This is a genomic window from Acidovorax sp. Root217, from assembly GCF_001428645.1.
Lineage (GTDB): Bacteria > Pseudomonadota > Gammaproteobacteria > Burkholderiales > Burkholderiaceae_C > Acidovorax.
In genome coordinates this window covers 1-24,394 of the sequence record NZ_LMIH01000039.1, presented here as the reverse complement: position 1 = coordinate 24,394, position 24,394 = coordinate 1, and the positions used below count along the sequence as shown (strand labels likewise).

Below are 24,394 nucleotides of genomic sequence, written 5' to 3'. Positions count from 1 at the left end.
GTGCCCAATCACTCCTCTTGGGCCGGCAATGGGGCAGCATCAGCTGGGGTCATGTCCTCCTGCGCCGCCAGCACCCGTGCGGACAGCACACGGCGAAGGGAGTCCAGGCCCTGGCCGGAGCGTGCGCTCACGAACAGGCGGGGCACCATCTGCCCCTCCACTTCGTACTGGTCTTCCAGCAGCGCGGGCTGCTGTTCGGCGTCGAGCGCATCGAGCTTGTTGAACACCAGCAGCTGCGGAATGTCGGCCGCGCCAATCTCGTGCAGCACGCGCTGCACCTGGTCCATCTGCTCGGGAAAGTTGAGGTTGGAGGCATCCACCACATGCAGCAGCAGATCGGCATCCACCGCCTCCTGCAGCGTGGCCTGGAAGGCATCGACCAGGCCGTGTGGCAGGTCGCGGATGAAGCCAACCGTGTCGGACAGCGACACCGAACGCCCCGCATCGCCCAGGTAGAGCTGGCGCGTGGTGGTATCGAGCGTGGCAAACAGCTGGTCGGCCGCGTACGCGCGGGCCTTGACCAGCGCATTGAACAGCGTGGACTTGCCGGCGTTGGTATAGCCCACCAGCGAGATGGTGAAGGTGTCGCGCCGGTCGCGCTGGCGGCGCTGGGTCGAGCGCTGGCGCTTGACCTTGACGAGCCGCTCGCGCGTGCGCTTGATGGCCTCGCCGATCATGCGGCGGTCGAGCTCGATCTGCTTTTCGCCCGGACCGCCGCGCGCACCGATGCCGCCGGTCTGGCGCTCCAGGTGCGACCAGCGGCGCACAAGGCGCGTGCTCAGGTACTGCAGCCGGGCCAGTTCCACCTGCAACTTGCCCTCATGGCTGCGGGCCCGCTGCGCAAAGATTTCGAGGATCAGGAAGGTGCGGTCAGAGACCGGCAGCTCCAGGTTGCGCTCCAGGTTGCGCTGCTGCGCAGGGCTGAGCGACTGGTCGAACAGCACCTCCACCGCACCGTGCATCTGGGCCAGGGTGCGGATTTCATCGGCCTTGCCGCTGCCCACGAACAGGGCGGCATCGGGTGCCTTGCGCTTGCAGGTCAGGCGCGCCACGGGGTTGAGCCCCGCAGTTTGCGCAAGCAAACCCAGTTCTTCGAGCTCGCCATCGAAATGGGGAAGACCGAAATCCACCCCCACCAGCAACACCGAGGCACCACCCGCGTCAGAAGATGCGGGGGTACTCAAAGCGGATGGCCTCCGCCCATGACCATCTGACCCAGAATTGAATGCTGAACTGGATGCCGCAACTCAGGTGCCGGCGCCGTCTGCATCAGGGGTTTCGGCCGTCGAGAAATTGACTGCACGACCGGGCACGATGGTGGAGATCGCATGCTTGTAGACCATCTGCGTCACGGTATTGCGCAGCAACACCACATACTGGTCGAACGATTCGATTTGCCCTTGCAGCTTGATACCGTTCACCAGGTAGATGGAAACAGGTACATGCTCCCTACGCAGTGCGTTAAGGAAAGGATCTTGCAAAAGTTGGCCTTTATTGCTCACGATATTCTCCGTGTTCAAAGATGTTGTTGTAAACCACCACCTTACCACAGCAAAGTGGGACTTTTGCCGCCTGGTGACATGGCCTTTCGCCAACCCGGCCTTTCTGCACGCCGAACCGAGGTTCTCACCAGGGAATACCGGGGGTGAATATGCGGCGACAGAAACAGATAGTTACTTCTGCGCGCCATTCACCAAACCAGGGCGTTGCAATAACCATGCTGCAATGCAGCATATGCCATGGCCAAGAAGGAGCCGTGCGGCAGCCCTCCCCCCGGGGTCAGCCCTCGTCCTTGTCCGCGTAGGGGTTGTGCGAGGTCTTGACCTCGATGCGCAGCGGCGTGCCCACCAGGTCGAATTCCTTGCGAAAGCGCCCTTCCAGGAAGCGCTTGTAGGCCTCGGTCACATGCTCCAGCGAGTTGCCGTGGATCACGATCACCGGCGGGTTCATGCCGCCCTGGTGCGCGTAGCGCAGCTTGGGGCGGAACATGCCCGCGCGCTTGGGCGCCTGGAACTGCACCGCCTCCAGCAGCAGGCGGGTGAGTACCGGGGTGGACATCTTGCAGGTGGCCGCCTTGTGCGCCTGCACGATGGAGGTCCACAGCGGGCCCAGGCCCTGGCGCTTCTTGGCCGAGATGAAGTGCATCGAGGCGAACTTCAGGAACGACAGGCGGGTTTCGATGGAGCGCTCCAGCAGCGTGCGCTGGTATTCATCCACGGCATCCCACTTGTTCACGGCCAGCACCACGGCGCGGCCGCTCTCCAGAATGTAGCCGGCAATGTGCGCGTCCTGGTCGGTCACGCCCTGCGTGGCATCGAGCAGCAGCAGCACCACGTTGGCCGACTCGATGGCCTGCAGCGTCTTGACCACCGAGAACTTCTCGATCGCCTCGAAGACCTTGCCCTTGCGGCGCAGGCCTGCCGTGTCCACCAGCTCGAAGCGCTGGCCGTTGCGCTCGAAAGGCACGGTGATCGCATCGCGCGTGGTGCCCGGCATGTCGAACGCGACCAGGCGCTCTTCGCCCAGCCAGGTGTTGATCAAGGTGGACTTGCCCACATTGGGGCGGCCCGCCACGGCAAGCTTGATGACGCTCTTGTCGCCTGCGGCATCGGCCTCGTCAGGGTCGGGCAGGTTCAGCGGCTCCAGCGCAATCTCCACCAGGCCCCTGATGCCCTGGCCATGCGCAGCCGACACCGGGAACACTTCGCCCAGACCCAGTTCATAGAACTCGGCCAGCTGCACGCCCTCGACCATGCCTTCGGCCTTGTTGGCCACCAGCACGCAGGGCTTGGACAGCCGGCGCAGGTAGTTGGCGATGTCATGGTCCTGCGCCGAGACACCGGCGCGCGCATCCACGACGAAGACGACCACGTCGGCCTCGGCCACGGCCTGCTGCGTCTGCTTGGCCATCTCGCGGTAGATGCCGGTGGATGCATCGGGCTCGAAGCCCCCGGTATCGATGACGATGTACTCGTGCTTGCCCTGCTTGCCATTGCCGTAGTGGCGGTCACGCGTGAGCCCGGCGAAGTCCGCCACGATCGCGTCGCGGGTCTTCGTCAGGCGGTTGAACAGCGTGGATTTACCGACATTCGGCCGCCCCACGAGGGCGATAACTGGCTTCATTGAATACGACCTATCAGTTTTCCATTGCGCTATGCGCTATCCGCAACCCATGAGCCGCACGCTGCCAAAGCCAGCGGACGCCATGGAACGGGCTTGGCCCGGCCATTGGCGTCGTCCCCTTTGAGGGGGAAGGCGCGAAGCGACTCAGGGGGTGCTTCATCTCATTCCGGGCGGAAGCCGAATACTCCGCCATTGCGGGTGACCACCACCAGGGTGTCTGCCGCAGCCACCGGCGCTGCGGCAATGCCGGAGCCGTCGGTGGTCATGCGATTGAGGGGCGCGCCATCGGTGCGCGAGAGCAGGTGCACCAGGCCCGTGTCGTCGCCCACCACCACCGAGCGGCCCAGCAGCAGCGGCGTGGTCAGCTTGCGGTGCTTGAGGCGGTCCGAGCCCCACAGGCGCGTGCCGTCATTGCGGTTCCAGGCCACCAGCGAGCCATTGCTCTCGGTGCCGAAGATCGCATCCTTGTCACCGTCGATGCCCTCGGCGCCGGCGGCGCGCTGGGTCCAGGCGACGTTGCCGCGCACCGTGTTCACGCAGCCCACGGCCGACTGGAAGGCACGGGCGCACACCGATTCGCCGACGCGGCTGCTGCGCCCCACCAGTTCCACCAGGCGCTCCACGTCGTTGGTGCCGCGCGAGCTGGCCAGCGGGGCCTCCCAGCGGGCACTGCCGTTGTCGGGGTTCAGGCCCACCAGGCGGCCGGACAGGCCCACCACCAGGGTATCGCCCACCGCCAGCAGCACGCCATCCTGGCGCAGCACCAGGGGCTCGCCGGGGCGCTGCTGGGTCCACAGGCGCTTGCCAGTGGCGGCATCGAAAGCGATCACGGTGCGGTCAGCCGCCAGCACGAACACGCGGCCACCCGCCACCAGCGGCGCGGTAAAGACCTGCGAGGCCATGGGCTGGCGCCAGCGCTCACGGCCGGACTCGACGGCGATCAGCGCATTGCTGCGTGCCACCACGGCCGCCAGCTTGCCATCGCTGCCGACACCGGCAGACAGCGGCTCGGCCAGGGCCAGGCGCCAGATGTCGCCGCCCGTGCGGGCATCGATGGCAGCCACCGTGCCGTCGGCCGAGGCCAGGGTCACCGTGGTGCCATTGACGCGAACGTCCAGCGACAGGCCCGCCACCGCCCCGACCTTGCTGGTCCATGCCTGGCGCACGCCCAGCACGGGCACATTGGCACCGAGGTCGGCAGGCACGGGCTTGGGGGCGCCCCAGAACGAGCCGCCGGGCATCACCGAACAGCCAGCCAGCGCCGCCGCCAGGGCCAGCAGCGCCAGGCCACGGGCCGAACGAAGGTGGGTGCCGATAAGAGTCTGCGCGCTCATTTGGCAGCCTCTACCGTCTTGGCGGCCGCCACGGTCTCGGCGGCAGGGTTGGCGCCCAGCGTGTTGAGCTTGACTTCGACCAGGCGGCGGTATTCCACGTCTTCGTTCATGGCCTTGTAGGCCTTGGTGTACTGGGCCAGGGCCTCGGTGCGCTTGTCCTGCAGCATCAGGATGTCGCCACGGTGGTCCGCAGCCACGCCTTCGAACGCGGCAGGCAGCGAGCCCGAGAGCTGGGCCAGTGCTTCGTCGTATTTCTTCTGCTCGGTCAGCACGGAGGCCAGGCGCAGCCTGGCCAGCGCCTTGAAACCATCGTCGCCGGCATGTTCGGCCACCCAGGCGAGCGCTTCGCGCGCGCCATCGGGCTTGCCCGCTTCCATAAGGTTGCGGGCCACGGTGAAGCCCGCCTGAGCCGCCTGGGGCGTGCCCGCGTAGCCGGCCTTGAGGTCGCCGAAGGCCCGCTCCAGGCGTTCCTGGTCCTTGGCACGGCTGGCCACATCGACCGCGTCGAACAGCGCCGCCGCCTTCGTGGCCTGGCTGCTCTGCCAGTACTGGTAACCGTTCCATGCCGCCAGCGAACCGCAGACCACGATCAGCACGCAGCTGATCAAGGTACCCCAGTTGTTCCAGAAGTGCTTGAGCTGGTCGAGTTGTTCCTGCTCTTCGAGGTCTAAATGATTTGCCATGGAGGTAGGTAAGAATTAACGGTTGGATTGTAGGGTGGCGGCCCAATCGGCCACATTGGCGATGGCTTGCTCCACCTGGGCGCCGGCGCCATCGCGCAGGGACTTGACGCCCACCACGCCGCGCGCAAGCTCCTCGTCGCCAAACACCAAAGCATACTGCGCGCCGCTGCCATCGGCTTTCTTGAACTGGGACTTCATGCTGCCCATGCCCTCACCCGCCGTGGGCGCGCCGTGCATCTGCACCTCTATGCCCTGGGCACGCAGTTGTTCCAGCACCCGGCTGGCCACGGGCAGCGCCGCACGGCTGGGGATGATGGCATAGACATCCGGCACCAGGGCCGGCACCTGGGCGCCCTGCTCCTTGACCAGCTCCAGCACGCGCTCCACGCCCAGGGCCCAGCCCACGGCCGGGGCCGGCTTGCCGCCGATCTGCTCGATCAGGTAGTCGTAGCGCCCACCGCCGCAGATGGTGCCCTGCGAGCCCAATTGCTCGGTGATGAACTCGAACACCGTGAGGTTGTAGTAGTCCATGCCGCGCACCAGGCGCGGGTTGACCGTCCAGGCCACGCCATTGGCGTCCAGGATGGCCTTGACCGCGTCGAAGTGCGCCAGCGACTCGGCGCCCAGGAAGTCGATGAGCCGGGGCGCGGCATTCACCAGCGCCTGCATGGCCGGGTTCTTGGTATCCAGGATGCGCAGCGGGTTGGCGTGCAGGCGGCGGCGCGCCTCCTCGTCCAGCTGGTCGGCGTTCTGCTCGAAATAGGCGATCAGCGCCGCACGGTGCGCCTTGCGCTCCTCGGGCTGGCCCAGGCTGTTGAGCTCCAGGCGCACGTTGGTCAACCCGATCTCCTTCCACAGCGCGTTGGCCAGCAGGATCAGCTCGGCATCCACCTCGGGCCCGCCAAAGCCCAGGGCCTCGGCACCGATCTGGTGGAACTGGCGGTAGCGACCGCGCTGGGGGCGCTCGTGGCGGAACATGGGGCCCATGTAGTACAGGCGCTTGCCGCCTTCGTAGAGCATGTTGTGCTCGACCACCGCACGCACCACGCCGGCCGTGGCCTCGGGGCGCAGGGTCAGGCGCTCGCCGTTCAAGCGGTCTTCGAAGGAGTACATCTCCTTCTCGACAATGTCGGTCACCTCGCCCAGGCCGCGCACGAACAGCGGCGTGGGCTCGACGATGGGCGTGCGCATGTTGCGGTAGGCATAGCGCGCCATCAGACTGCGCACCTTCTCCTCCAGCCACTCCCAGCGGGCAGAGTCGGGCGGCAGGATGTCATTCATGCCCTTGACCGCCACCAGTTTCTCGGGCTTGGCGGCGGCGGCAGATACGTCTTTACTCACGGCAATGGTTTCCAGTTGAATAGGGGTACGGGAGGCGGCTCCGGGGAGGCGCCTCGCTGGGCCGTTCGGGCCCGCAGGGTGCGATTGTCGCAGGGGCGTCGGCCGCCGCCGGGTCAGGCGAGCGCGCTGTCAGGCGCACCCACCGCCGGGGCAGCCACCGGATGGGAGCCGCCGAAGCGCTTTTCAATGTAGTTTTCCACCAGCTGGTGGAACTCGGCGGCGATGTTCTCGCCGCGCAGGGTCAGGGCCTTCTCGCCATCGATGAACACCGGGGCGGCCGGGGCTTCACCGGTACCGGGCAGGCTGATGCCGATGTCGGCATGCTTGCTCTCGCCGGGGCCGTTGACGATGCAACCCATGACCGCTACCTTGAGCTTTTCCACGCCCGGGTACTTCACGCGCCACACAGGCATCTGCGCGCGCAGGTAGTCGTCGATCTGCTTGGCCAGGTCCTGGAAGGTGGTGCTGGTCGTGCGGCCACAGCCGGGGCAGGCAGTCACGCTGGGCACGAAGATGCGCAAGCCCAGCGACTGCAGGATCTCGGAGGCCACCACCACTTCCTGGGTGCGGGCCTCGCCGGGCTGCGGGGTCAGGGACACGCGGATGGTGTCGCCAATGCCTTCCTGCAGCAGGATGGAGAGCGCCGTGGCCGACGCCACCGTGCCCTTGGTGCCCATGCCGGCCTCGGTCAGGCCCAGGTGCAGCGCGTAGTCGCAGCGCTGGGCCAGGGCCCGGTACACGGAAATCAGGTCCTGCACACCGCTGACCTTGCACGAGAGGATGATCTGGTCGCCGTTCAGGCCCATTTCTTCCGCACGGCGGGCCGACTCGATGGCCGAGGTGATCAGCGCCTCGTACATCACCTGGCGCGCCTCCCAGGGCCTGGCGCGGCGGCTGTTGGTGTCCATCAGCTCGGCCAGCAGCTCCTGGTCCAGGCTGCCCCAGTTCACGCCGATGCGCACCGCCTTGTCCCAGCGGATGGCGGCCTCGATCATCTGGCCGAACTGGCGGTCGCGCTTGTCGCCCTTGCCCACGTTGCCGGGGTTGATGCGGTACTTGGACAGCGCCTGCGCGCAGTCCGGGTAGTCGGTCAGCAGGCGGTGGCCATTGAAGTGGAAATCCCCCACCAGCGGCACGGTTTCACCCATGCGGTCGAGCTGCTCGCGGATGTAAGGCACTGCCTGCGCCGCCTCGGGCGTGTTGACGGTGATGCGCACGAACTCGGAACCGGCCTGGGCCAGCTCCTTGACCTGGATGGCGGTGCCAATGGCGTCCACCGTGTCGGTATTCGTCATGGACTGCACGCGCACCGGCGCATCGCCCCCGACCGTGACCACGCGCGAACCCCAGACCACACGGGCCTGGCGGGAGCGCCGAGGGGCCGGCTGGGCAATGGCAATCGGGGCCAGATCGATCAGGGACTTGTCCACTTATTTCACCTCAAAGCGCGCAACGTTGTCGCGCGAAACGGTGGTCAGCGCGAATGGCTTGCCACGCACAAACACATCGGTCACATCGGCCCGGCCAATCACCACCGCCAGAGGGAGCGTGCCCGAAACGGCCACCGACTCCCCCACTGCCAGATTCTTCTGCAGCGCAATGGTTCCGCCGGCATCGCGCACCTGCACCCACGAGGCGCCGCGCGCACTCAGGGTCAGCACGCTGGAGGCCGAGGCAGCCGCAGCCGCTTCGGGAGTCGATGCCGCCACGGCCGGGGTGGCCGCACTGGCTGCCACCGCAGCGGAAGGGCTTGCCGCAGGCACAGGGGCTGCAGGCGTCGCAGCAGGCGCGGCCACCACAGCCGCAGCGGGTGCGGGCACAGCGGCCGGGCCGGAGGCCGCAGCCACGGGGGCTTGCGGCTCCTGGGCAGCCACGGGGGGAGACGCCGGCGCCTCATCCCCCGCGCTGCCGCCGAACGGATTGCGGTCGGCAGGGACAAACATGATGGCCAGGGCACCCGCCAGCAAGGCCAGCACCACCACGGCGATGGCCCAGGACTTTTTGCCGCCCGAGGACGCTGGAGCGAAGGAGCCATTGCCCGCACTGGAGCTGCTGCCCTTGACCGGCGCGTTGATCCCCGCATTGCCCGCCACCAGGCGCGGGCTCTTGCTTTGCGGCAGCAGCGCCAGAATGGGCGCCGGGTCGATCTTGAGGGTGCGGCACACGCTCGATGCCAGGGCCCGCACGAACACCGTATCGGGCAGCACCGCGAAATTGTCGGACTCCAGGGCTTCCAGCTTGGCCACCGGCACCTTCAGGGCCACGGCCAGCGCCGCAATGTGCAGGCCCGCCTCCATGCGCGCTTCGCGCAGCAAGGTACCGGCCGTCCGCCCCCCTGGCATCTCTTGTGCCTCTGTGTGCACCGAAACCCCTGTCACCGAATCACTCATTGAAAGCCCCACGCTGATAGGCACCCGTCTCACGCGCTTCCGGGAAACGCCTGCGCAATTGATCACCCAGCTGGCGCATGGCCACGGTGTCGCCCAGGCCGCGCTCGACCTTGATGCCCAGCCACAGCGTTTCCGCATTCGAGAAATCGCTGTTGTTCAGGCGGCGGATATAGAACTGCGCCCGCGTGAGCTCATTGCGGCGCATCAGCAGCGACGACAGGTGGTAGCCCACCACCGGGTTGGCAGCATCGAGCTCATAGGCCTTGAGCAGCGACTGCTCGGCCTCGGCCACCTGGCCGGCTTCCATCTGGCACAGGCCGCGCGCCATCAGCGTCTTGCTGCGCGCGGTATAGGCCGGGTTGGCCAGGGCCGTCACGAAGCTCTGGTCGGCCTCGGCGTACTTGCGCTGCTGGCAATGCAGCCAGCCCAGGTTGTGCAGCAGATTGGGGTCGTTGCTGCGCAGACCGAGCGCGCGACGAAAGCTCTCTTCGGCCTGGCCGAACTCGTTGAGCCGCAGGTAGATCAGGCCGCGCAGGTTGAAGGCGTCGGAATAGGTGGGGTCGGCGACCAGGGCCTGCTTGACCTCGTCCAGCGCCACGGTGGTCTGCCCGTTCTCGAAGTAGTTGGTCGCCAGCTCCAGGCGGATGCGCGCGCGGCGGCGCGCCTCGGGCTCATCGGACTGGGTGAAGACAGCACCGCCGGGCTCGCCGGCCGAGGGGCCACTGCCGCCGCTCGCACAGCCCGAGAGCCCTGCCACGCCAGCCACCACCCCACAGGCCAGGAGCGCACAGCGGCCCATGCGCTGCCAGCGTTCAACCAATCCCACCATGTAGAGCCTCCTTCAAGTTCGTTGTGTCATGTCACCAGTTTGAGCGCGATTGTGCGCTGTTTGGCCATGCGTTCCGCCGCTTTTGTGCGATCTTTGACGTCACCGGCCAATTGACCACAAGCGGCGTCAATATCGTCGCCGCGCGTCTTGCGCACCGTGGTCACGATGCCCGCGTCGCTCAGCAGTTTGCCAAAGGCCAGCACCTGCGCCTGTGACGAACGCAAAAGGCCCGACGCCGGGAACGGGTTGAAGGGGATCAGGTTGAACTTGCAGCGCACGCCCGCGCCGCGTGCGGGCTTGACCAGGTCGATCAGTTGCTGTGCATGCTCGAGCTGGTCGTTGACCCCGTCCAGCATGCAGTATTCGAAGGTGATGAAGTCCCGCGGCGCGTGTTCCAGGTAGCGGTTGCACGCGGCCAGCAGCTCTTCGATCGGGTACTTGCGGTTCAGTGGAACCAGGTTGTCGCGCAGCGGATCGTTGGGTGCATGCAACGAAACGGCCAGGGCCACGGGGCAATCCTGAGCCAGCCGGTCGATCATGGGCACCACGCCCGAGGTGGACACCGTCACGCGGCGGCGCGACAGGCCGTAGGCATGGTCGTCCAGCATCACGCGCAGCGCCGGCACCAGGGCCGAGTAGTTCTGCAAGGGCTCGCCCATGCCCATCATCACCACGTTGGAGATGATGCGCTCCGTCTTGCCCAGGCGCGCGCGCAGCGCGTGCTCGGCAAACCACAGCTGGGCCACGATCTCACCGGTGGTGAGGTTGCGGCTGAAGCCCTGGTGGCCGGTGGAGCAGAACCGGCATCCCACAGCGCAACCGGCCTGGGAGGAAATGCACAGCGTGCCGCGGTCGTCCTCAGGAATGAACACCGCCTCGACCGCATCGCCGCCGCCCACGTCGAACAGCCACTTGACGGTGCCGTCGGCCGAGACATGCTCGGAGATCACCGGCAGCGCCTGCACGTGCGCGCAGCCCTTGAGCTTGTCGCGAAGGGCCTTGGCCAGATCGCTCATGGCGTCGAAATCGCGCGCACCGCGCTGGTGGATCCAGCGGAACAGCTGGGTCGCGCGAAAGCGCTTTTCCCCGAGCTTTTCGCAGAAGGCAGCCAACCCGTCGAGATCGAACTCCAGCAGGTTGGTGGTCTTGGCCGGGGTCGCTGTCGCTGCCGCAGGCGCGGCAACCACAGCGGTGGCGGTTTCAGTCGTGGTCATAGCGGCATCCCTTCGGGTAACCGCTCGCAGTCGTCCCCATGGTGCGGCCGCCCCACCGGGGTGGGCTCAAGCATGGGGACCACCATCTCAGCGGGTGTAAATGTTCAGGCCAGGGAAGAAGAAGGCGATTTCGACGGCAGCCGTTTCGGCAGCGTCGGAACCGTGCACGGCGTTGGCGTCGATGCTGTCGGCGAAGTCAGCGCGGATGGTGCCGGCTTCTGCCTTCTTGGGGTCGGTGGCGCCCATCAGTTCGCGGTTCTTCAGGATGGCGTTCTCGCCTTCCAGGGCCTGGATCATCACGGGGCCGGAGATCATGAAATCGACCAGATCCTTGAAGAAGGGACGTGCCTTGTGCACGCCGTAGAACTGCTCGGCTTCCAGGCGCGACAGGTGCACCATGCGGGCAGCCACAACCTTCAGGCCGGCAGCTTCGAAACGGGCGTAGATCTGGCCGATCACGTTCTTGGCGACCGCGTCAGGCTTGATGATGGAGAGAGTGCGTTCGATTGCCATGGTGTTTTTCCTGATTGGATTGATATAAACGATGCGGATTCTTTTGCCCAGCGGACAAAACCCTCGATTCTAACCGTGCGCCGGGTACCCCCTGTAAATCAGCGGCCACGGCCACGGCGCGGGCCGCCACCACCACCGCCACCGGGGGCGCGCTGGGCCTGGCGGTGGCGCGAGAGGCTGTCGGTGCCGATGTAGCCGACCGAGGTCTTCATCGGATCGGGCTGGGCCGAGCCGCCACGCGCGCGGTCGGCATTGTTGTTGCCACCACCATTGCCACCCCGAGCGCCCTGGCCACCACCACCGCCGCCATCGCGGCGGGGCTTCTGGCCGCGCGGGCCGTTGGCACCGGCGCCCGGAGGCTGATCGCGGCGGCTGCCGTCGCCGCGCGGGCCGCCACGGCGGATATTGCCGCGCTTGTTGCCTGCGGGGGCAGCTTCGCCCGGCGCGGCATCGCCACGGTCTTCCAACGGGTCGCGCCCGGCGCCTGCGGCCTTCACCAGTGCGCGGATGTCGCTTTCGTCCAGCTCCAGGAACGCACCGCGCTTGAGGCCGCGCGGCAGCACCATGGCGCCATAGCGGATGCGGATCAGCCGGCTGACCGCATGGCCCACCGACTCCAGCATGCGCCGCACTTCGCGGTTGCGGCCTTCGGAAATGGTGACGCGGTACCAGCAGTTGGCACCTTCGCCGCCACCGTCTTCGATGGAGCCGAAGGCGGCCATGCCGTCGTCCAGGCGCACGCCCTCGATCAGCTTGGTTTTTTCTTCGTTGCTCAGGGCGCCGAGCACGCGCACGGCGTACTCACGCTCCAGGCCAAAACGCGGGTGCATGAGCTTGTTGGCCAGCTCGCCCGAGCTGGTGAACAGCAGCAGGCCTTCGGTGTTCAGGTCCAGCCGGCCCACGGACTGCCACTTGCCCTGCTGCAGGCGCGGCAGCTTGCGGAACACGGTGGGCCGGTTCTGCGGGTCGTCGTGCGACACCACTTCACCCACGGGCTTGTGGTAGGCGATGACGCGTGCCGGTGGCGGGTCGATGCGGTAGCGGATGGGCTTGCCATTGACCTTGACCTGGTCGCCGAACTGGATGCGCTGGCCGATGTGGGCCGGCTCACCATTGACCGAGATGCGGCCCTCCAGGATGAGCTGCTCCATCTCCAGCCGCGAGCCCAGGCCGGCCTGCGCCAGCACCTTGTGCAGCTTGGGTGTCTCCACCTGGGGCAGCAGCACGCGCTTGAGGGGCACCTCCTCGCCGGACTCCTCGTCCGCATCGAACTGGCCGGACACCACGTCCTCGAACTGGTAGCCCTGCACGCCGTGCTGCGGCCGGGGTCCCTTGGGGCCCTGACCTTGGTGATTCTGCCCCTTGCCATGGCTTTCCTTGCGGCCCTCCCGGCGCTCCTGCGCATCGCCGCGCGGTGCGGCAGGGGCGTCGCCATAGATGCGCGCACCGGGCGCACGGTCGACCAATACCTCGGCCGGCACGGGCGCCCTGTCCACTGCGTCGCCATCGACCGCTGCGGGAGCATCCAGGGCAGCCGCAGGCTCTGCAGGCGCCACGGCCGGGGGCGGCACGTCCTGCACGGCCAGCTGCGGCGTGGACTGCGCCACCTCGGCGCCATCGGCAACATCGGCAGCCACGCGGGGCTGGCGCGGCTTGCGGGGCTTTTTCACCGCAGGCTCGCTACCGGCATCCAGTGCCGACGATGCCTCGGCGGGCGCCACGGGCGCCTGCACGGCGGCGGCTTCATCGGCCTGCACCACCGCCTTCTTGCGCGGCGCGCGGCGCGGCTTGGCGGGCGGCGTGGCCGCCTCGGGCGGTTGCTCGGTGCCGGGGGCGTCGGGCAATGCGTCGGGTGTCGTCGAATCGTTCATGGAAGCTTTCCCTGGATGCCACGGCGGGCATCGTCATCGTCATCGCGCAGCTCTTCATCGCTCTGCGCGCTCTTGTTCAAATCATCCGCAGCGGGTGCGGGGTCTGCCGGACCGGTCCCGCCCGTCGTGTCTTCTTCACCGCTGCCGGCCAGCAACTGGCTGTCCGGCTCCAGCCGGGCGGGTGCCTCTTGCGACGCACCGTCGGCCGGCACATCGGGCACCGCAGCCTCGCCTTCAAGCCGGCCATCCAGGTCCAGCAGGTTCTGCTGCGCCTGCGTGCCACCCTCGCCGGCATGCCCACCGTCTTCGACGGGTGGCACGGGGGCGGCGGCTTCACCGCCCTCCCCGCCTTGCGGCGCAGCCTGGGCACCGGGTTCCTCACCCACGGCCTCCCCGGCAGCACCCTCTTCTTCCTCTGACCCGATCACGCCCTGCGCTGCAGCGGCCATGGCCTCCAGCACGTTGGCATGGCCCGAGGCATCCTCCAGCATGGGCAACTGGTCCAGCGAGGCCAGGCCCAGATCGTCGAGGAACTGGCGCGTGGTGGCAAACAGCGAAGGCCGCCCCACCGTCTCGCGGTGGCCGATCACCTCGACCCAACCACGGTCTTCGAGCTGCTTGATGATCAGGCTGTTGACCGTCACCCCGCGGATGTCCTCGATGTCGCCGCGCGTCACCGGCTGGCGGTAGGCAATGATGGCCAGCGTCTCCAGCACGGCACGCGTGTACTTGGGCGGCTTCTCGGGGTGCAGCCGGTCCAGGTATTCGCGCATTTCGGGGCGGCTTTGCAGGCGCCACCCGGTGGCCACCTGCACCAGCTCCACCCCGCTGTGGGACCAGTCGCGCTGCAGGTCGAGCAGCAGCAGCTTGAGCGTGTCCGTACCCAGGGCGTCGTTGAACAGCACCCGCATTTCGCGCAGCGGCACGGGCTGCTGCGCGCAAATCAGGGCAGTCTCAAGGACCCGTTTGGCATCCACCGTGTTCATGGTTCAGCGATTCCGGGAAAAAAGGCGGCACGTGTCGTGACAAGGGGCCACACCAACAGCAGGGATCCATCAAAGGGGCGCATATTGCGCGGCCGCTGGTGCGACGCGGGGGCCCGGCGGGATTCCGTCTTCGGGTTCAGGGCGTGGTGTTCACGCCCCAGGGCCGGTCAGGCCTGGAAACACAGATACCTGCGTTTCGCTATGCGCCATTGTAACGCAGGCCCCAAAAAGACAGTGCATCGCGCATATCCAGGGGCAGCGGTGCATGCAACTCCAGCGGCTGGCCCGTGACCGGATGGGTGAACGCCAGGCGAAAGGCATGCAGCGCCTGGCGCTGCAGCGCGCCCACAGGGACGCCGCCATAGAGCACGTCCGCCACCAGAGGGTGGCCGATGGAGGCCATGTGCACGCGGATCTGGTGCGTGCGGCCGGTGTGCAGCGTGCACTCCACCCAGCAGCCTTGGTCCGCGCCCTCCAGCAGGCGAAAATCCGTGCGCGCCGGCTTGCCGGCATGGCTGGCAAGGTCGACCACGGCCATGCGCAGGCGGTTGCGCGGGTCGCGGCCGATGGGCTGCGTCACCGTGCGGCGGGCATTGCCTGCCCAGGGCTTGTGCGCCAGCGCCAGGTACTGGCGGTGCACGGTGCGCGCGGCGATCATGGCCACCAGCGCGTCCATGGTGGCGCGCTCGCGCGCCACCACCATCAGGCCGCTGGTGTCCTTGTCCAGCCGGTGCACGATGCCCGCGCGCGGCACCAGCAGCGCCTTGGGGTCGCGCGCCAGCAGGCCGTTGAGCAAGGTGCCGCTCCAGTTGCCGGGGGCCGGATGCACCACCAGGCCGGCAGGCTTGTTCACCACCAGCAGGTGCTCGTCCTCGTAGACCACGTCGATGTCCATCGCCTCGGGCCGAAAGGCCTGGCTCTGCTGCGTGGGGCGCATCTCCAGGGTCAGGCCGTCGCCCGCCTTGACCTTGAGCGATGCCTTGGTGGCCGGGCTGCCGTTCAGGCGCACCAGCCCCTGGGCCAGCAGTTGCTGCAGGTAGCTGCGGGACAGCTCGGGCACCAGCTCGGCCAGCGCCCGGTCCAGGCGGGCCGCATGCTGAGCCGTGCCCACCTGCATCTGGCGCAACTCGGCATCGGCACCGCCCGCTTCCTCGCTCGCCCACTCCTCGCCGGCCCCCTCCTCGTCCGGCCCGGGCAGGCCGGGCTCGGTGCCGGGGTGCGCGGGCGCCACCACGGCGCTCAACGCGCCGACAGGTAGCGTGCGGGGTCCACCGGCTTGCCCTGGCGGCGGATCTCGAAGTGCAGCTTCACGCGGTCGGCGTCGGTGCTGCCCATCTCGGCGATCTTCTGGCCCTTGCGCACGGTCTGGTCTTCCTTGACCAGCAGCGTCTGGTTGTGCGCATAGGCCGTGAGGAAGGTGTTGTTGTGCTTGAGGATCACCAGGTTGCCGTAGCCCCGCAGGCCGGCACCCGAATACACCACGCGGCCATCCGCAGCGGCCAGCACCGGGTCACCGGCCTTGCCGGAGATGTCGTAGCCCTTGTTGCGGGCCTCGTCGAAGCCCGCCAGCAGCGAGCCCGATGCGGGCCAGATGAAGTTCAGGTCGTCCTCACCCGCGCTCGGTGCCGGTGCGGCAGCCACGGCTGGCGCAGGCGTGACAGGCTTGGCCCCGCTGGCGGTGGATGCGGGCGGCAGCGGGGTCGCCGTCGGGGTCGATGGGGTGATGGTCGTGGACGTCACCGGGCGGGTGACCACACCGGTATCGGCGGCAATCACAGGCGGCGGGGTCGCGCTGGGTGCGACGACGCGCAGCACCTGGCCGACCTCGATCAGGTCGGGGTTCGTCAGGTTGTTCCAGCGGGCAATGTCCTTCCAGCCCTGGCCGTTTTCCAGGCCGATGCGGATCAGGGTGTCACCGGGCTTGACGGTGTAGTAGCCGGGCTTTCCGGCATTCTCTGCCCCCGGCAGGGGTTTGATGGGCGCGGCCACCACCCCGGGCTGCGGCGATCCGTTCGTGGTGGTCATGGCACCGGCATAGGTTCCCCGGTCCTCCACAGGGGCCTTGGTCATCCGTGTTCCACAGCCCACCAACAGCAACGCCACGGTAAACCCTGCAACAAGACCACGCGATACCAACATAAGCATTTTCCCTTCAGGCAATCCCCGATTTTAGAGGGACAAAGTGAACCGGCTCGAGCACGCTTTGTTTCAACCCGTGTGGGGTCTTGTCAATTACCAGCAACATCTGCTGCCCACCGGCCACCGCCATGGGCGCCACCAGCCTTCCGCCCATCGCCAACTGGTCGCACCATTCCTGCGGTACGGCGTCGCCTCCGGCGGCGGCGATGATGGCCGCATAGGGGGCGCCCTTGGCGTAGCCGAGCATGCCGTCGCCCAGCATCAGGTGCACATTGGCCAGGCGAAACGGGCGCAGGTTGTCGCGCGCCTTGTCGTGCAGGCCGCGCAGGCGCTCGATGGTGTAGACCTCGCGCGCCAGCAGGCCAAGCACGGCCGCCTGGTAGCCACAGCCGGTGCCGATCTCCAGCACGCGGCCCAGCCCGGCGGGTCGGGCACTCTCGGCCGAGAGCAGCAGCTCGCACATGCGCGCCACCACGCTGGGTTTGGAAATCGTCTGCCCCAGGCTGATCGGCAGGCTGGTGTCTTCGTACGCCTGGTTGACCAGGCCACTGTCCACGAAGCGGTGGCGCTCCACCGTCGCCAGGGCCTGCAGCACGGCAGGCGAGGTGATGCCCCCGGCCGCAAGTTTTTGCACCATGCGGTTGCGCACGGCCGCCGAATCCAGGCCCACGCCCACCGCCATGGCGGCCGGGGCCCGCTGGCCCAGCCCGGCCCCGGTGCCCTTGGGTGCGCCCGCGCCGGCCCCTGCAGGGCGTGGTGCCGGTGCTCCGCTGCCCGGGAGCCTGGCGGGAAAGCCGGGACGCCTCTGCATCACATGCCCGCCGCGAGCTTTGAGGCGGTCTGCGCCCAGTAGCCCAGGTTGTCGTGGTCCGTGAGGTCCACCTTCAGGGGGGTGATGGCCACATGCCCCTGCGCCGTGGCATGGAAGTCCGTGCCCTCAGCATCGTCCTTGGCCGCGCCCGCGTTGCCGATCCAGTACATGGCCTCGCCGCGCGGGCTTTCCTGCACGATCACGCGCTCGGCCGCATGCCGGCGCCCCAGGCGGCACAGCTTGATGGGCTTGAGCGCCGCCAGCGGCATATTGGGGATGTTCACGTTGAGCAGCCAGGGCACCTCGGTCACGAGGCTCTGCGCCAGCATCTGCTCCACGATCTCGCGCGCCTTGGCGGCGGCCGCCTCGATCTCGCCCCAGCCCTTGTCCACCTGAGAGAAGGCAATGGCCGGCACGCCGAAGAGATAGCCCTCCATGGCGGCGCCCACGGTGCCCGAGTAGATCGTGTCGTCGCCCATGTTGGCGCCGTTGTTGATGCCCGAGACCACCAGGTCGGGCCGGTAGCCGAGCAAGCCCGTGAGGGCGATGTGCACGCAATCGGCCGGCGTGCCGTTCACATAGCGAAAGCCGTTGGCCGCCTTGGTCACGGTCAGCGGCGAATGCAGGGTCAGCGCGTTCGACTTGGCACTGTTGTTGTGCTCGGGCGCGACCACTTCCACCTCCACGCCCGCCAGCGTCTTGAGCGCGCCATGCAGCGCCACGATGCCAGGGGCCTGGAAGCCGTCGTCGTTGGAAATCAGGATCTTCATGGAGTGTGGTCGGGGTTTGCCTTGGATTGTAGGACGCGACCGACACGGGTGCCCCCGTCGCTCGGGGGACATCGCACGGCCAGACGCCGCGCCTATCATCCGGCGCATCACTGACAGGAGACTTTTTCCATGCACGCTTGGCTTTGCACCAACCCCACCGGCGTCGAGGCCCTCGCCTGGACCGAACTGCCCACGCCCACGCCCAAGGCGGGTGAGGTGCTGATCGAGATCAAGGCCGCCAGCCTGAACTTCCCCGATCTGCTGATCGTGCAGAACAAGTACCAGATGAAGCCGCCACTGCCCTTCGTGCCCGGCTCGGAGTACGCGGGCGTGGTGCAGGCCGTGGGCGAAGGCGTCACCCACCTGCAGGTGGGCCAGAACGTGGCCTGCCTGTCGGGCACCGGGGGCTTTGGCACCCACACGATTGCACCGGCCGCGCTGTGCATGCCGCTGCCGCCGGGCTTCTCACACGTGGATGCGGCTGCCTTCATCATGATCTACGCCACGTCCTACCATGCGCTGGTGGACCGGGCGCAGCTCAAGGCCGGTGAGACGGTGCTGGTGCTGGGCGCCGCCGGCGGCGTGGGCACCTCGGCCATCCAGATCGCCAAGGCCATGGGGGCGCGCGTGATCGCCGCCGCCTCCAGCGACGAGAAATGCGCGCTGTGCACCTCCATTGGCGCCGACGCCACCATCAACTACAGCAAGGAGAACCTGCGCGAGGCAATCAAGGCGCTGACCGATGGCAAGGGCCCCGATGTGATCTACGACCCCGTGGGTGGGGATTTCGCTGAGCCGGCGTTCCGCTCCATCGCCTGGCGCGGGCGCTACCTGGTGGTGGGCTTTGCCTCGGGCCCGATCCCGGCGCTGCCGTTCAACCTGGCGCTGCTCAAGGGCGCCTCCATCGTCGGCGTGTTCTGGGGCGACTTCGCCAAGCGCGAGCCCAAGGCCAATGCCGCCATGATGGGCGAGCTGGCGCAGTGGTACGCCAAGGGCAAAATCAAACCCGTGATCGACCGCACCATGCCCATGGCCGAGCTGCCCGCCGCCTACGCCCACATGGGCTCGCGTGGCGTGATGGGCAAGCTGGTCATGGTCAACTGAGCGGCACCGAAAACAGACACCATGGCGGCGTCTGTAACGGAAAGCATGGCGCTGTGTCAAACTCGCGGTTCAACGCAGTCCCTGTTACTGGTGCCCGCCCATGGCCGACCGTCAACCCTACGAAATCGCACGCGAAACGCTCAAGCAGTTGGCGGCCCGCAGACTGGCGCCCACACCGGACAACTACCTGTCCATCTACGATGAAATCGCAGGTGCGCGCAGTGCTGCGCCGTTTCCCGACGCACAGCTGGCCAGCATCCTGCGGCTGATTCCCGCCCAGACCCCGGCGCAAAAGCGCCTGCTCGGCCAATTCGAGAAAGCCGTCACCAACAAGGACTGGAGCGGCCTGCAGAGCGTGCTCGTCGGCTATGCCAACCTGGGCCTGAGCCCTGCCGCCGCCGCGCCTGTCGAGGTGGCAACCCCCGCCCCCGTCAGCGTCCTGCCGCAGGACCTGGCCGAACTGCTGGCCCGCCTGATCGACAACCTCCTGCCAGCGCTGGGCGAGGACGATGCGCGTGTGCACGACATGGCCGGGCAGCTCACCACGTTCCTGCGCGAGCCCTCGCCGCTGATCCCCACGCTGATGCTGATGCTGGGCAACTTCACCTACCGGCTGTCGTTTGCCACCGAGGACCAGGCTGCCATCCGCGCAGGGCTGCTGGAACTGCTGCACATGGTGTTCGAGAACATCGCCGTGCTCAGCGCCGACGACCGATGGCTGCAAGGCCAGGCCGAGGCGCTGATGACGGCGTCCACCCCGCCGCTCACGCTGCGCCGGCTCGACGATGTGCAACTGCGCCTGAAGGACGTGATCTTCAAACAGACCGAGGCCAAGGCGCGCACCATGGAAGCCCAGGAGCAGATGAAGGAGCTTCTGGCCACCTTCATCGAGCGCCTGGCACTGATCACCGCGTCCAGCACCACCTACCAGGGCACCATGGAGCGCTGCGCCGACCTGATCGGCAAGGCCGCCAGCCTGCAGGAGATCGCGCCGGTGCTGGAGGAGGTGATGACCGCCACGCGCAGCATGGCCCTGGACACCAAGCTCACCCGCACCGAGCTGCTGGACCTGCGCGAGCGCACCGAGGCCAAGCACGCCGAAGTCACCAAGCTGCAGCAGGAGCTCGACCGCGCCAGCGCCCAGGCCCGGCATGATCCGCTCACCGGCACCCTCAACCGCAAGGGCCTGGACGAGGCCATGGAGCGCGAGATCGCCCGTGCCCGCCGCATGGGTGCGCCGCTGTGCTTTGCGCTGCTGGACATCGACAACTTCAAGCTCATCAACGACCGCCTGGGCCACAGTGTGGGCGACGCCGCCCTGGTGCACCTGGCGAAGGTCACGCGCGAGGTGATGCGCCCGCAGGACCTGCTGGCCCGCTACGGCGGCGAGGAGTTCGTGCTGCTGCTGCCCGACACGGCGGTGGAGGCCGGCGTGGCCGCGATGACGCGCCTGCAGCGCGAGCTGACCACGCGCTTCTTCCTGCAGGGCAGCGAAAAGATCCTGATCACCTTCAGCGCAGGCGTGGCGCAATTGCATGACTCGGAAACCAGCTTCGACGCCATCAAGCGCGCCGACCAGAGCATGTACCTGGCCAAGCGCTCGGGCAAGAACCGCGTGATGGCGGCATGAGCCCCCGCCGGTGACGCCGCAGCAACGCCGCTCGTTCCTGCTGCTGGCGGCCCATGGCGCGGCCGCCACCACCCTGCCCCGCTGGGCCTGGGGCCAGCCGCAGCGCCAGCAGAGCAACCCCTTTGCGCTGGGCGTGGCCAGCGGCGACCCCAGCGCCAACGGCGTGGTGCTCTGGACGCGCCTTGTCCCCACAGAGCCCGGCCAGGCCAGCACGCCCCTCACCGTGCAATGGGAACTGGCCGACGACGAGGGCTTCCAGCGCATCGTCCAGCGCGGCCAGGCCACGGCCCTGCCGGGCCTGGGCCACAGTGTGCATGTGGAGCTGGCCGGCCTGGCGCCAGGCCGCTGGTACCACTACCGCTTCATGCATGGCGACGCCGTGAGCGCTACCGGCCGCACGCGCACCGCGCCGGCGGCCGATGCCCTGCCCGAACGCCTGCGCGTGGCCTTTGCCTCGTGCCAGCGCTGGGAGCATGGCCACTACGCGGCCTGGCGCCATGTGCGCGCGGATGCGCCCGACCTGGTGCTGTTTCTGGGCGACTACATCTACGAGTACGCCAGCCCGCGCGACAGCACAGGCCTGGCCCGCGTGCACGGCCTGCGCCTGGCCACCACCCTGGCCGACTACCGCGACCGCTACGCGCTGCACAGGAGCGACCCGGCCCTGCAGGCCGCCCACGCCGCCTGCCCCTGGCTGGTGACCTGGGACGACCACGAGGTGCAGAACGACTACGCAGGCAGCACAGGCAAGGGCGAGCCCGAAGCCTTTCTGGCCCAGCGCAGCGCTGCCTGGCAAGCGTTCTACGAGAACATGCCCCTGCGCGCCGCCAGCCTGGTGCAGCGCGATACTACCGCCCTGCAGCTGTACCGGCGCCTGGCCTGGGGGCGGCTGGCACAGCTGCATATGCTCGATGCGCGCCAGTACCGCAGCGTGCAGGCCTGCCGCACCGCCAGTGCCAGCGGTGCCGGCGCGGTGCGCCCGAAAGACTGTGCCGAACTGGCCGAACCCGCCCGCAGCTTTCTGGGCACGGCCCAGGAGCAGTGGCTGGATGCGGGCCTGGCGGCCGACGCAAAGGACGGCCGCACCCGCTGGAGCGTGGTCGCCCAGCAAACCCTGTTCACGCCGCGCCACTACCCCTCAGGCATGGTATCCACCGACAGCTGGGACGGCTACCCCGCCGCGCGCGCCCGCCTGCTGCAGTCCATCGCCCAGCACGCCCCACGCAACACCGTGCTGCTGGGTGGCGACATCCACCAGAACTATGTCTGCCGCGTGCTGGCCGATGCGGCGCGACCCGATGCCCCGGTGATCGCCAGCGAGTTCTGCGGCACCTCGATCAGCTCGCGCTCTGGCACCACGCAAGAGAAGGTGGACGCCGTGGTGCGCAACAGCCCGCACGTGCTGCTGGCCCGATGCGAGCAGCGCGGCTATGGGCTGGCCGACATCACACCCACCCGCTGGACCACCACCCTGCGCGTGCTGGACGACCCGTTGCGCGAGGACAGCGGGGCCCGCACGCTGGCGCGCTTTGTCGTTGAAGACAAGCGCGCGGGGCCTGTCGCCGCCTGATCAATAGCTATCGAACGATAGCAATACAGCCCCTGGTGGCAGCCCTCCTGCGTGGATACGGATTCAATCCTTGCCTCTGCCTGCACCACCCTGCGCTTGTAGCAGCCTGTAAAAAGAGAGCGCTGCGGCCATGCCTGCGATTTACCATGGTTCTCATCCCAGCCCCCCCTTGGAGACAAGCCATGCGCAAGACACCCACCCTGACCCTGCTGGCCCTGGCCGCACTGCTGGCCGGCTGTGCCAGCGCGCCCCGGTTCGAGTACACCGTGCCCGCCCAGCCCGAGGGCTCCTCGGGCTACACCGAGAAGCCGGGCTGGGCCACCGAGAAGTTCGCCGTGGCCGCCGCCAACCCGCTGGCCACCGATGCCGGCTACCAGATCCTCAAGGCCGGCGGCTCGGCCCTGGATGCGGCGATTGCCGTGCAGATGGTGCTCACGCTGGTGGAGCCACAGTCGAGCGGCATCGGCGGGGGCGCCTTCCTACTGCACAGCGCAGGCAACAAGGTGGAGGCCTATGACGGCCGCGAGACCGCGCCGGCCGGGGCCGACGAAAAGCTCTTTCTCGGCGCGGACGGCAAGCCCATGCCGTTCTACGACGGTGTGGTGGGTGGCCGCTAGGTCGGAACACCGGGCACCGTGCGCATGCTGGAGATGGCGCACAAGGAGCACGGCAAGCTGCCCTGGGCCACGCTGTTCCAGCCCGCCATCACTCTGGCCGAAGGCGGCTTCAAGGTCAGCGCGCGCTTGAACACGCTGGCTGCGGCCGATGTCCACCTCAAGAAGGACCCGGTGGCCGCCGCCTACTTCTACAAGCCCGATGGCGATGCGCGCGACGTGGGCTTCAACCTGCGCAACCCCGAACTGGCCGCCGTGCTGCGCCGCATCGCCGCCGAAGGCAGCAAGGCCTTGCACGAGGGGGATATCGCCCAGGCCATCGTGGACAAGGTGCAAAAGCACCCCACCAATCCCGGCAAGCTCAGCATGGCCGACCTGGCCGGCTACCAGCCCAAGAAGCGCGAGCCCCTGTGCCACGACTACCCGGTGGCGAGCAAAAACTACCGCATGTGCGGCTTTCCGCCACCCAGCTCGGGCGCCATCGCCATCGCGCAGATCCTGGGCATCCTGAAGAACACCGATGCCGCCGCCATGCCGCTCGAAGACGGCCTGCCCACGGCCGACTGGCTGCACCTGTACACCGACGCCGCGCGCCTGGCGTTTGCCGACCGGGCGCTGTACGTGGCCGACCCCGACTTCGTGCAGCCGCCCGCCGGCAACTGGGCCAGCCTGATCGCGCCGGCCTACCTGGCCGAGCGCGCCAAGCTCATCGGCACGCAGAGCCTCAAGCTCGCCCAGCCCGGCAAGCCCGGCCCCGTGGCCACCAGCTACGCGCCCATGCCTGACCAGCCCGAGTACGGCACCAGCCACATCAGCATCGTCGACGCCTTCGGCAATGCGGTGGCGATGACCACCACCATCGAAGACCAGTTCGGCGCGCGGCAGATGGTCAAGGGCTTTCTGCTGAACAACGAGCTCACCGATTTCAGCTTTGCGCCGGCCGACGCGCAGGGCCAGCCGGTCGCCAACCGCGTGCAGCCGGGCAAGCGGCCGCGCTCGTCGATGTCGCCCACCCTGGTGTTCGACAAGGCCACGGGCGAGTTGCTGATGAGCGGTGGCAGCCCTGGTGGCGCGGCCATCATCCACTACACGGCCAAGACGCTGTACGGCGTGTTCAACTGGGGGTTGATGCCCCAGCAGGCGATCAACCTGCCGAACTTCGGCTCGATGAACGGGCCTTCGTTGCTGGAGGAGCAGCGGTTCTCCTCCCTTACCGTGGAGACATTACGAGCACGGGGGGCTGAGGTGCGGGAGATGAACATGACCAGTGGGTTGCAGGCCATTGCGCGGGGGCATGCGCATGGGAAGAAGCTGTGGTTTGGGGGGGCGGATCCGCGGCGTGAAGGTGTTGTGATGGGGGACTGACTTCGTTGCTGGCCCGTCCGGAATCGCGCCGTTTGCCTGGTTGGAGGGCGGGAGCCGGGATGTGCGCCCGGCGGCGCACCCACCTTCTTTTGCGTCGCCAAAAGAAG

20 protein-coding genes and 1 pseudogene are annotated in these 24,394 nt (G+C 67.9%); 4 read left to right on the top strand and 17 right to left on the bottom strand.

What is annotated here, in order from left to right:
- Positions 1–8: 8 nt before the first annotated feature.
- The 17 genes from hflX to surE form a co-directional block, all read right to left on the bottom strand.
- Positions 9–1,184: a GTPase HflX gene (hflX, locus tag ASE31_RS26275; RefSeq protein WP_057205356.1), complete on the bottom strand. Its 1,176-nt coding sequence runs from the start codon at positions 1,182–1,184 to the stop codon at positions 9–11.
- Positions 1,185–1,247: 63 nt separating this feature from the next.
- Complete coding sequence (hfq, locus tag ASE31_RS26270) at positions 1,248–1,502, bottom strand: RNA chaperone Hfq (RefSeq protein WP_057205382.1); 255 nt, start codon at positions 1,500–1,502, stop codon at positions 1,248–1,250.
- A gap of 277 nt (positions 1,503–1,779) precedes the next feature.
- Positions 1,780–3,123, bottom strand: a complete 1,344-nt coding sequence (gene der, locus ASE31_RS26265; RefSeq protein ID WP_057205351.1) for a ribosome biogenesis GTPase Der — start codon at positions 3,121–3,123, stop codon at positions 1,780–1,782.
- Between the two features lie 161 nt (positions 3,124–3,284).
- Positions 3,285–4,457 carry an outer membrane protein assembly factor BamB gene (bamB, locus tag ASE31_RS26260; protein ID WP_057205348.1) on the bottom strand — a complete coding sequence of 391 codons (1,173 nt, stop codon included), beginning with the start codon at positions 4,455–4,457 and terminating at the stop codon, positions 3,285–3,287.
- On the bottom strand, positions 4,454–5,140 hold the full coding sequence (locus ASE31_RS26255) for a tetratricopeptide repeat protein (protein ID WP_057205345.1): 687 nt from the start codon (positions 5,138–5,140) through the stop codon (positions 4,454–4,456). The genes bamB and ASE31_RS26255 overlap by 4 nt, the downstream gene beginning before the upstream one ends.
- Positions 5,141–5,155: 15 nt before the next feature.
- Entirely contained in the window at positions 5,156–6,421 is a 1,266-nt protein-coding gene (hisS, locus tag ASE31_RS26250) for a histidine--tRNA ligase (protein WP_057205380.1), read from the bottom strand.
- A gap of 173 nt (positions 6,422–6,594) precedes the next feature.
- Positions 6,595–7,911 (bottom strand): flavodoxin-dependent (E)-4-hydroxy-3-methylbut-2-enyl-diphosphate synthase, encoded by a 1,317-nt coding sequence (ispG, locus tag ASE31_RS26245; protein ID WP_057205342.1) that lies wholly within the window; start codon positions 7,909–7,911, stop codon positions 6,595–6,597.
- Positions 7,912–8,871 carry a helix-turn-helix domain-containing protein gene (locus ASE31_RS26240; RefSeq protein WP_057205339.1) on the bottom strand — a complete coding sequence of 320 codons (960 nt, stop codon included), beginning with the start codon at positions 8,869–8,871 and terminating at the stop codon, positions 7,912–7,914.
- Positions 8,864–9,700 carry a type IV pilus biogenesis/stability protein PilW gene (gene pilW, locus ASE31_RS26235; RefSeq protein ID WP_057205337.1) on the bottom strand — a complete coding sequence of 279 codons (837 nt, stop codon included), beginning with the start codon at positions 9,698–9,700 and terminating at the stop codon, positions 8,864–8,866. Before pilW ends, ASE31_RS26240 begins: the two co-directional genes overlap by 8 nt.
- A gap of 26 nt (positions 9,701–9,726) precedes the next feature.
- Entirely contained in the window at positions 9,727–10,914 is a 1,188-nt protein-coding gene (rlmN, locus tag ASE31_RS26230) for a 23S rRNA (adenine(2503)-C(2))-methyltransferase RlmN (protein ID WP_235514775.1), read from the bottom strand.
- Positions 10,915–11,001: 87 nt separating this feature from the next.
- On the bottom strand, positions 11,002–11,427 hold the full coding sequence (gene ndk, locus ASE31_RS26225) for a nucleoside-diphosphate kinase (RefSeq protein ID WP_007848912.1): 426 nt from the start codon (positions 11,425–11,427) through the stop codon (positions 11,002–11,004).
- A 98-nt stretch (positions 11,428–11,525) separates the two neighbouring features.
- A complete protein-coding gene (locus ASE31_RS26220) occupies positions 11,526–13,298 on the bottom strand; it encodes a pseudouridine synthase (RefSeq protein WP_057205335.1) in 1,773 nt (590 codons plus the stop codon).
- A complete protein-coding gene (scpB, locus tag ASE31_RS32845; RefSeq protein WP_082604380.1) occupies positions 13,295–14,284 on the bottom strand; it encodes an SMC-Scp complex subunit ScpB in 990 nt (329 codons plus the stop codon). Before scpB ends, ASE31_RS26220 begins: the two co-directional genes overlap by 4 nt.
- A 199-nt stretch (positions 14,285–14,483) precedes the next feature.
- Positions 14,484–15,515, bottom strand: a complete 1,032-nt coding sequence (locus tag ASE31_RS26210; protein WP_369819502.1) for an RluA family pseudouridine synthase — start codon at positions 15,513–15,515, stop codon at positions 14,484–14,486.
- 8 nt (positions 15,516–15,523) lie between these two features.
- Entirely contained in the window at positions 15,524–16,423 is a 900-nt protein-coding gene (locus tag ASE31_RS26205; protein WP_057205333.1) for a peptidoglycan DD-metalloendopeptidase family protein, read from the bottom strand.
- Between the two features lie 13 nt (positions 16,424–16,436).
- Entirely contained in the window at positions 16,437–17,234 is a 798-nt protein-coding gene (locus tag ASE31_RS26200) for a protein-L-isoaspartate(D-aspartate) O-methyltransferase (protein WP_057205330.1), read from the bottom strand.
- Positions 17,234–18,004 (bottom strand): 5'/3'-nucleotidase SurE, encoded by a 771-nt coding sequence (gene surE / locus ASE31_RS26195; protein ID WP_057205328.1) that lies wholly within the window; start codon positions 18,002–18,004, stop codon positions 17,234–17,236. Before surE ends, ASE31_RS26200 begins: the two co-directional genes overlap by 1 nt.
- A gap of 129 nt (positions 18,005–18,133) precedes the next feature.
- On the opposite strand from surE, the gene ASE31_RS26190 reads away from it, so the two are divergent.
- From ASE31_RS26190 to ASE31_RS26175, 4 genes and pseudogenes are all read left to right on the top strand, one after another.
- The gene (locus ASE31_RS26190; RefSeq protein WP_057205325.1) at positions 18,134–19,108 is read left to right on the top strand and encodes an NADPH:quinone oxidoreductase family protein; all 975 of its coding nucleotides are present in this window, start codon (positions 18,134–18,136) and stop codon (positions 19,106–19,108) included.
- Between the two features lie 100 nt (positions 19,109–19,208).
- Positions 19,209–20,738 carry a GGDEF domain-containing protein gene (locus tag ASE31_RS26185; RefSeq protein WP_057205322.1) on the top strand — a complete coding sequence of 510 codons (1,530 nt, stop codon included), beginning with the start codon at positions 19,209–19,211 and terminating at the stop codon, positions 20,736–20,738.
- Positions 20,739–20,748: 10 nt separating this feature from the next.
- Positions 20,749–22,308, top strand: coding sequence for an alkaline phosphatase (locus tag ASE31_RS26180; protein ID WP_057205320.1), 1,560 nt, complete (start codon positions 20,749–20,751; stop codon positions 22,306–22,308).
- 182 nt (positions 22,309–22,490) lie between these two features.
- A pseudogene (locus ASE31_RS26175) lies at positions 22,491–24,287 on the top strand (gamma-glutamyltransferase family protein).
- Positions 24,288–24,394 lie beyond the last annotated feature (107 nt).

What these genes read in the sequence shown, in the direction of transcription:
- der (WP_057205351.1), bottom strand. Translation starts at nt 3,123, where the DNA reads ATGAAGCCAGTTATCGCCCTCGTGGGGCGGCCGAATGTCGGTAAATCC.
- bamB (WP_057205348.1), bottom strand. Translation starts at nt 4,457, where the DNA reads ATGAGCGCGCAGACTCTTATCGGCACCCACCTTCGTTCGGCCCGTGGC.
- ASE31_RS26255 (WP_057205345.1), bottom strand. Translation starts at nt 5,140, where the DNA reads ATGGCAAATCATTTAGACCTCGAAGAGCAGGAACAACTCGACCAGCTC.
- hisS (WP_057205380.1), bottom strand. Translation starts at nt 6,421, where the DNA reads ATGAATGACATCCTGCCGCCCGACTCTGCCCGCTGGGAGTGGCTGGAG.
- ASE31_RS26240 (WP_057205339.1), bottom strand. Translation starts at nt 8,871, where the DNA reads ATGAGTGATTCGGTGACAGGGGTTTCGGTGCACACAGAGGCACAAGAG.
- pilW (WP_057205337.1), bottom strand. Translation starts at nt 9,700, where the DNA reads ATGGTGGGATTGGTTGAACGCTGGCAGCGCATGGGCCGCTGTGCGCTC.
- rlmN (WP_235514775.1), bottom strand. Translation starts at nt 10,914, where the DNA reads ATGACCACGACTGAAACCGCCACCGCTGTGGTTGCCGCGCCTGCGGCA.
- ndk (WP_007848912.1), bottom strand. Translation starts at nt 11,427, where the DNA reads ATGGCAATCGAACGCACTCTCTCCATCATCAAGCCTGACGCGGTCGCC.
- ASE31_RS26220 (WP_057205335.1), bottom strand. Translation starts at nt 13,298, where the DNA reads ATGAACGATTCGACGACACCCGACGCATTGCCCGACGCCCCCGGCACC.
- scpB (WP_082604380.1), bottom strand. Translation starts at nt 14,284, where the DNA reads ATGAACACGGTGGATGCCAAACGGGTCCTTGAGACTGCCCTGATTTGC.
- ASE31_RS26205 (WP_057205333.1), bottom strand. Translation starts at nt 16,423, where the DNA reads ATGTTGGTATCGCGTGGTCTTGTTGCAGGGTTTACCGTGGCGTTGCTG.
- ASE31_RS26200 (WP_057205330.1), bottom strand. Translation starts at nt 17,234, where the DNA reads ATGCAGAGGCGTCCCGGCTTTCCCGCCAGGCTCCCGGGCAGCGGAGCA.
- surE (WP_057205328.1), bottom strand. Translation starts at nt 18,004, where the DNA reads ATGAAGATCCTGATTTCCAACGACGACGGCTTCCAGGCCCCTGGCATC.
- ASE31_RS26190 (WP_057205325.1), top strand. Translation starts at nt 18,134, where the DNA reads ATGCACGCTTGGCTTTGCACCAACCCCACCGGCGTCGAGGCCCTCGCC.
- ASE31_RS26185 (WP_057205322.1), top strand. Translation starts at nt 19,209, where the DNA reads ATGGCCGACCGTCAACCCTACGAAATCGCACGCGAAACGCTCAAGCAG.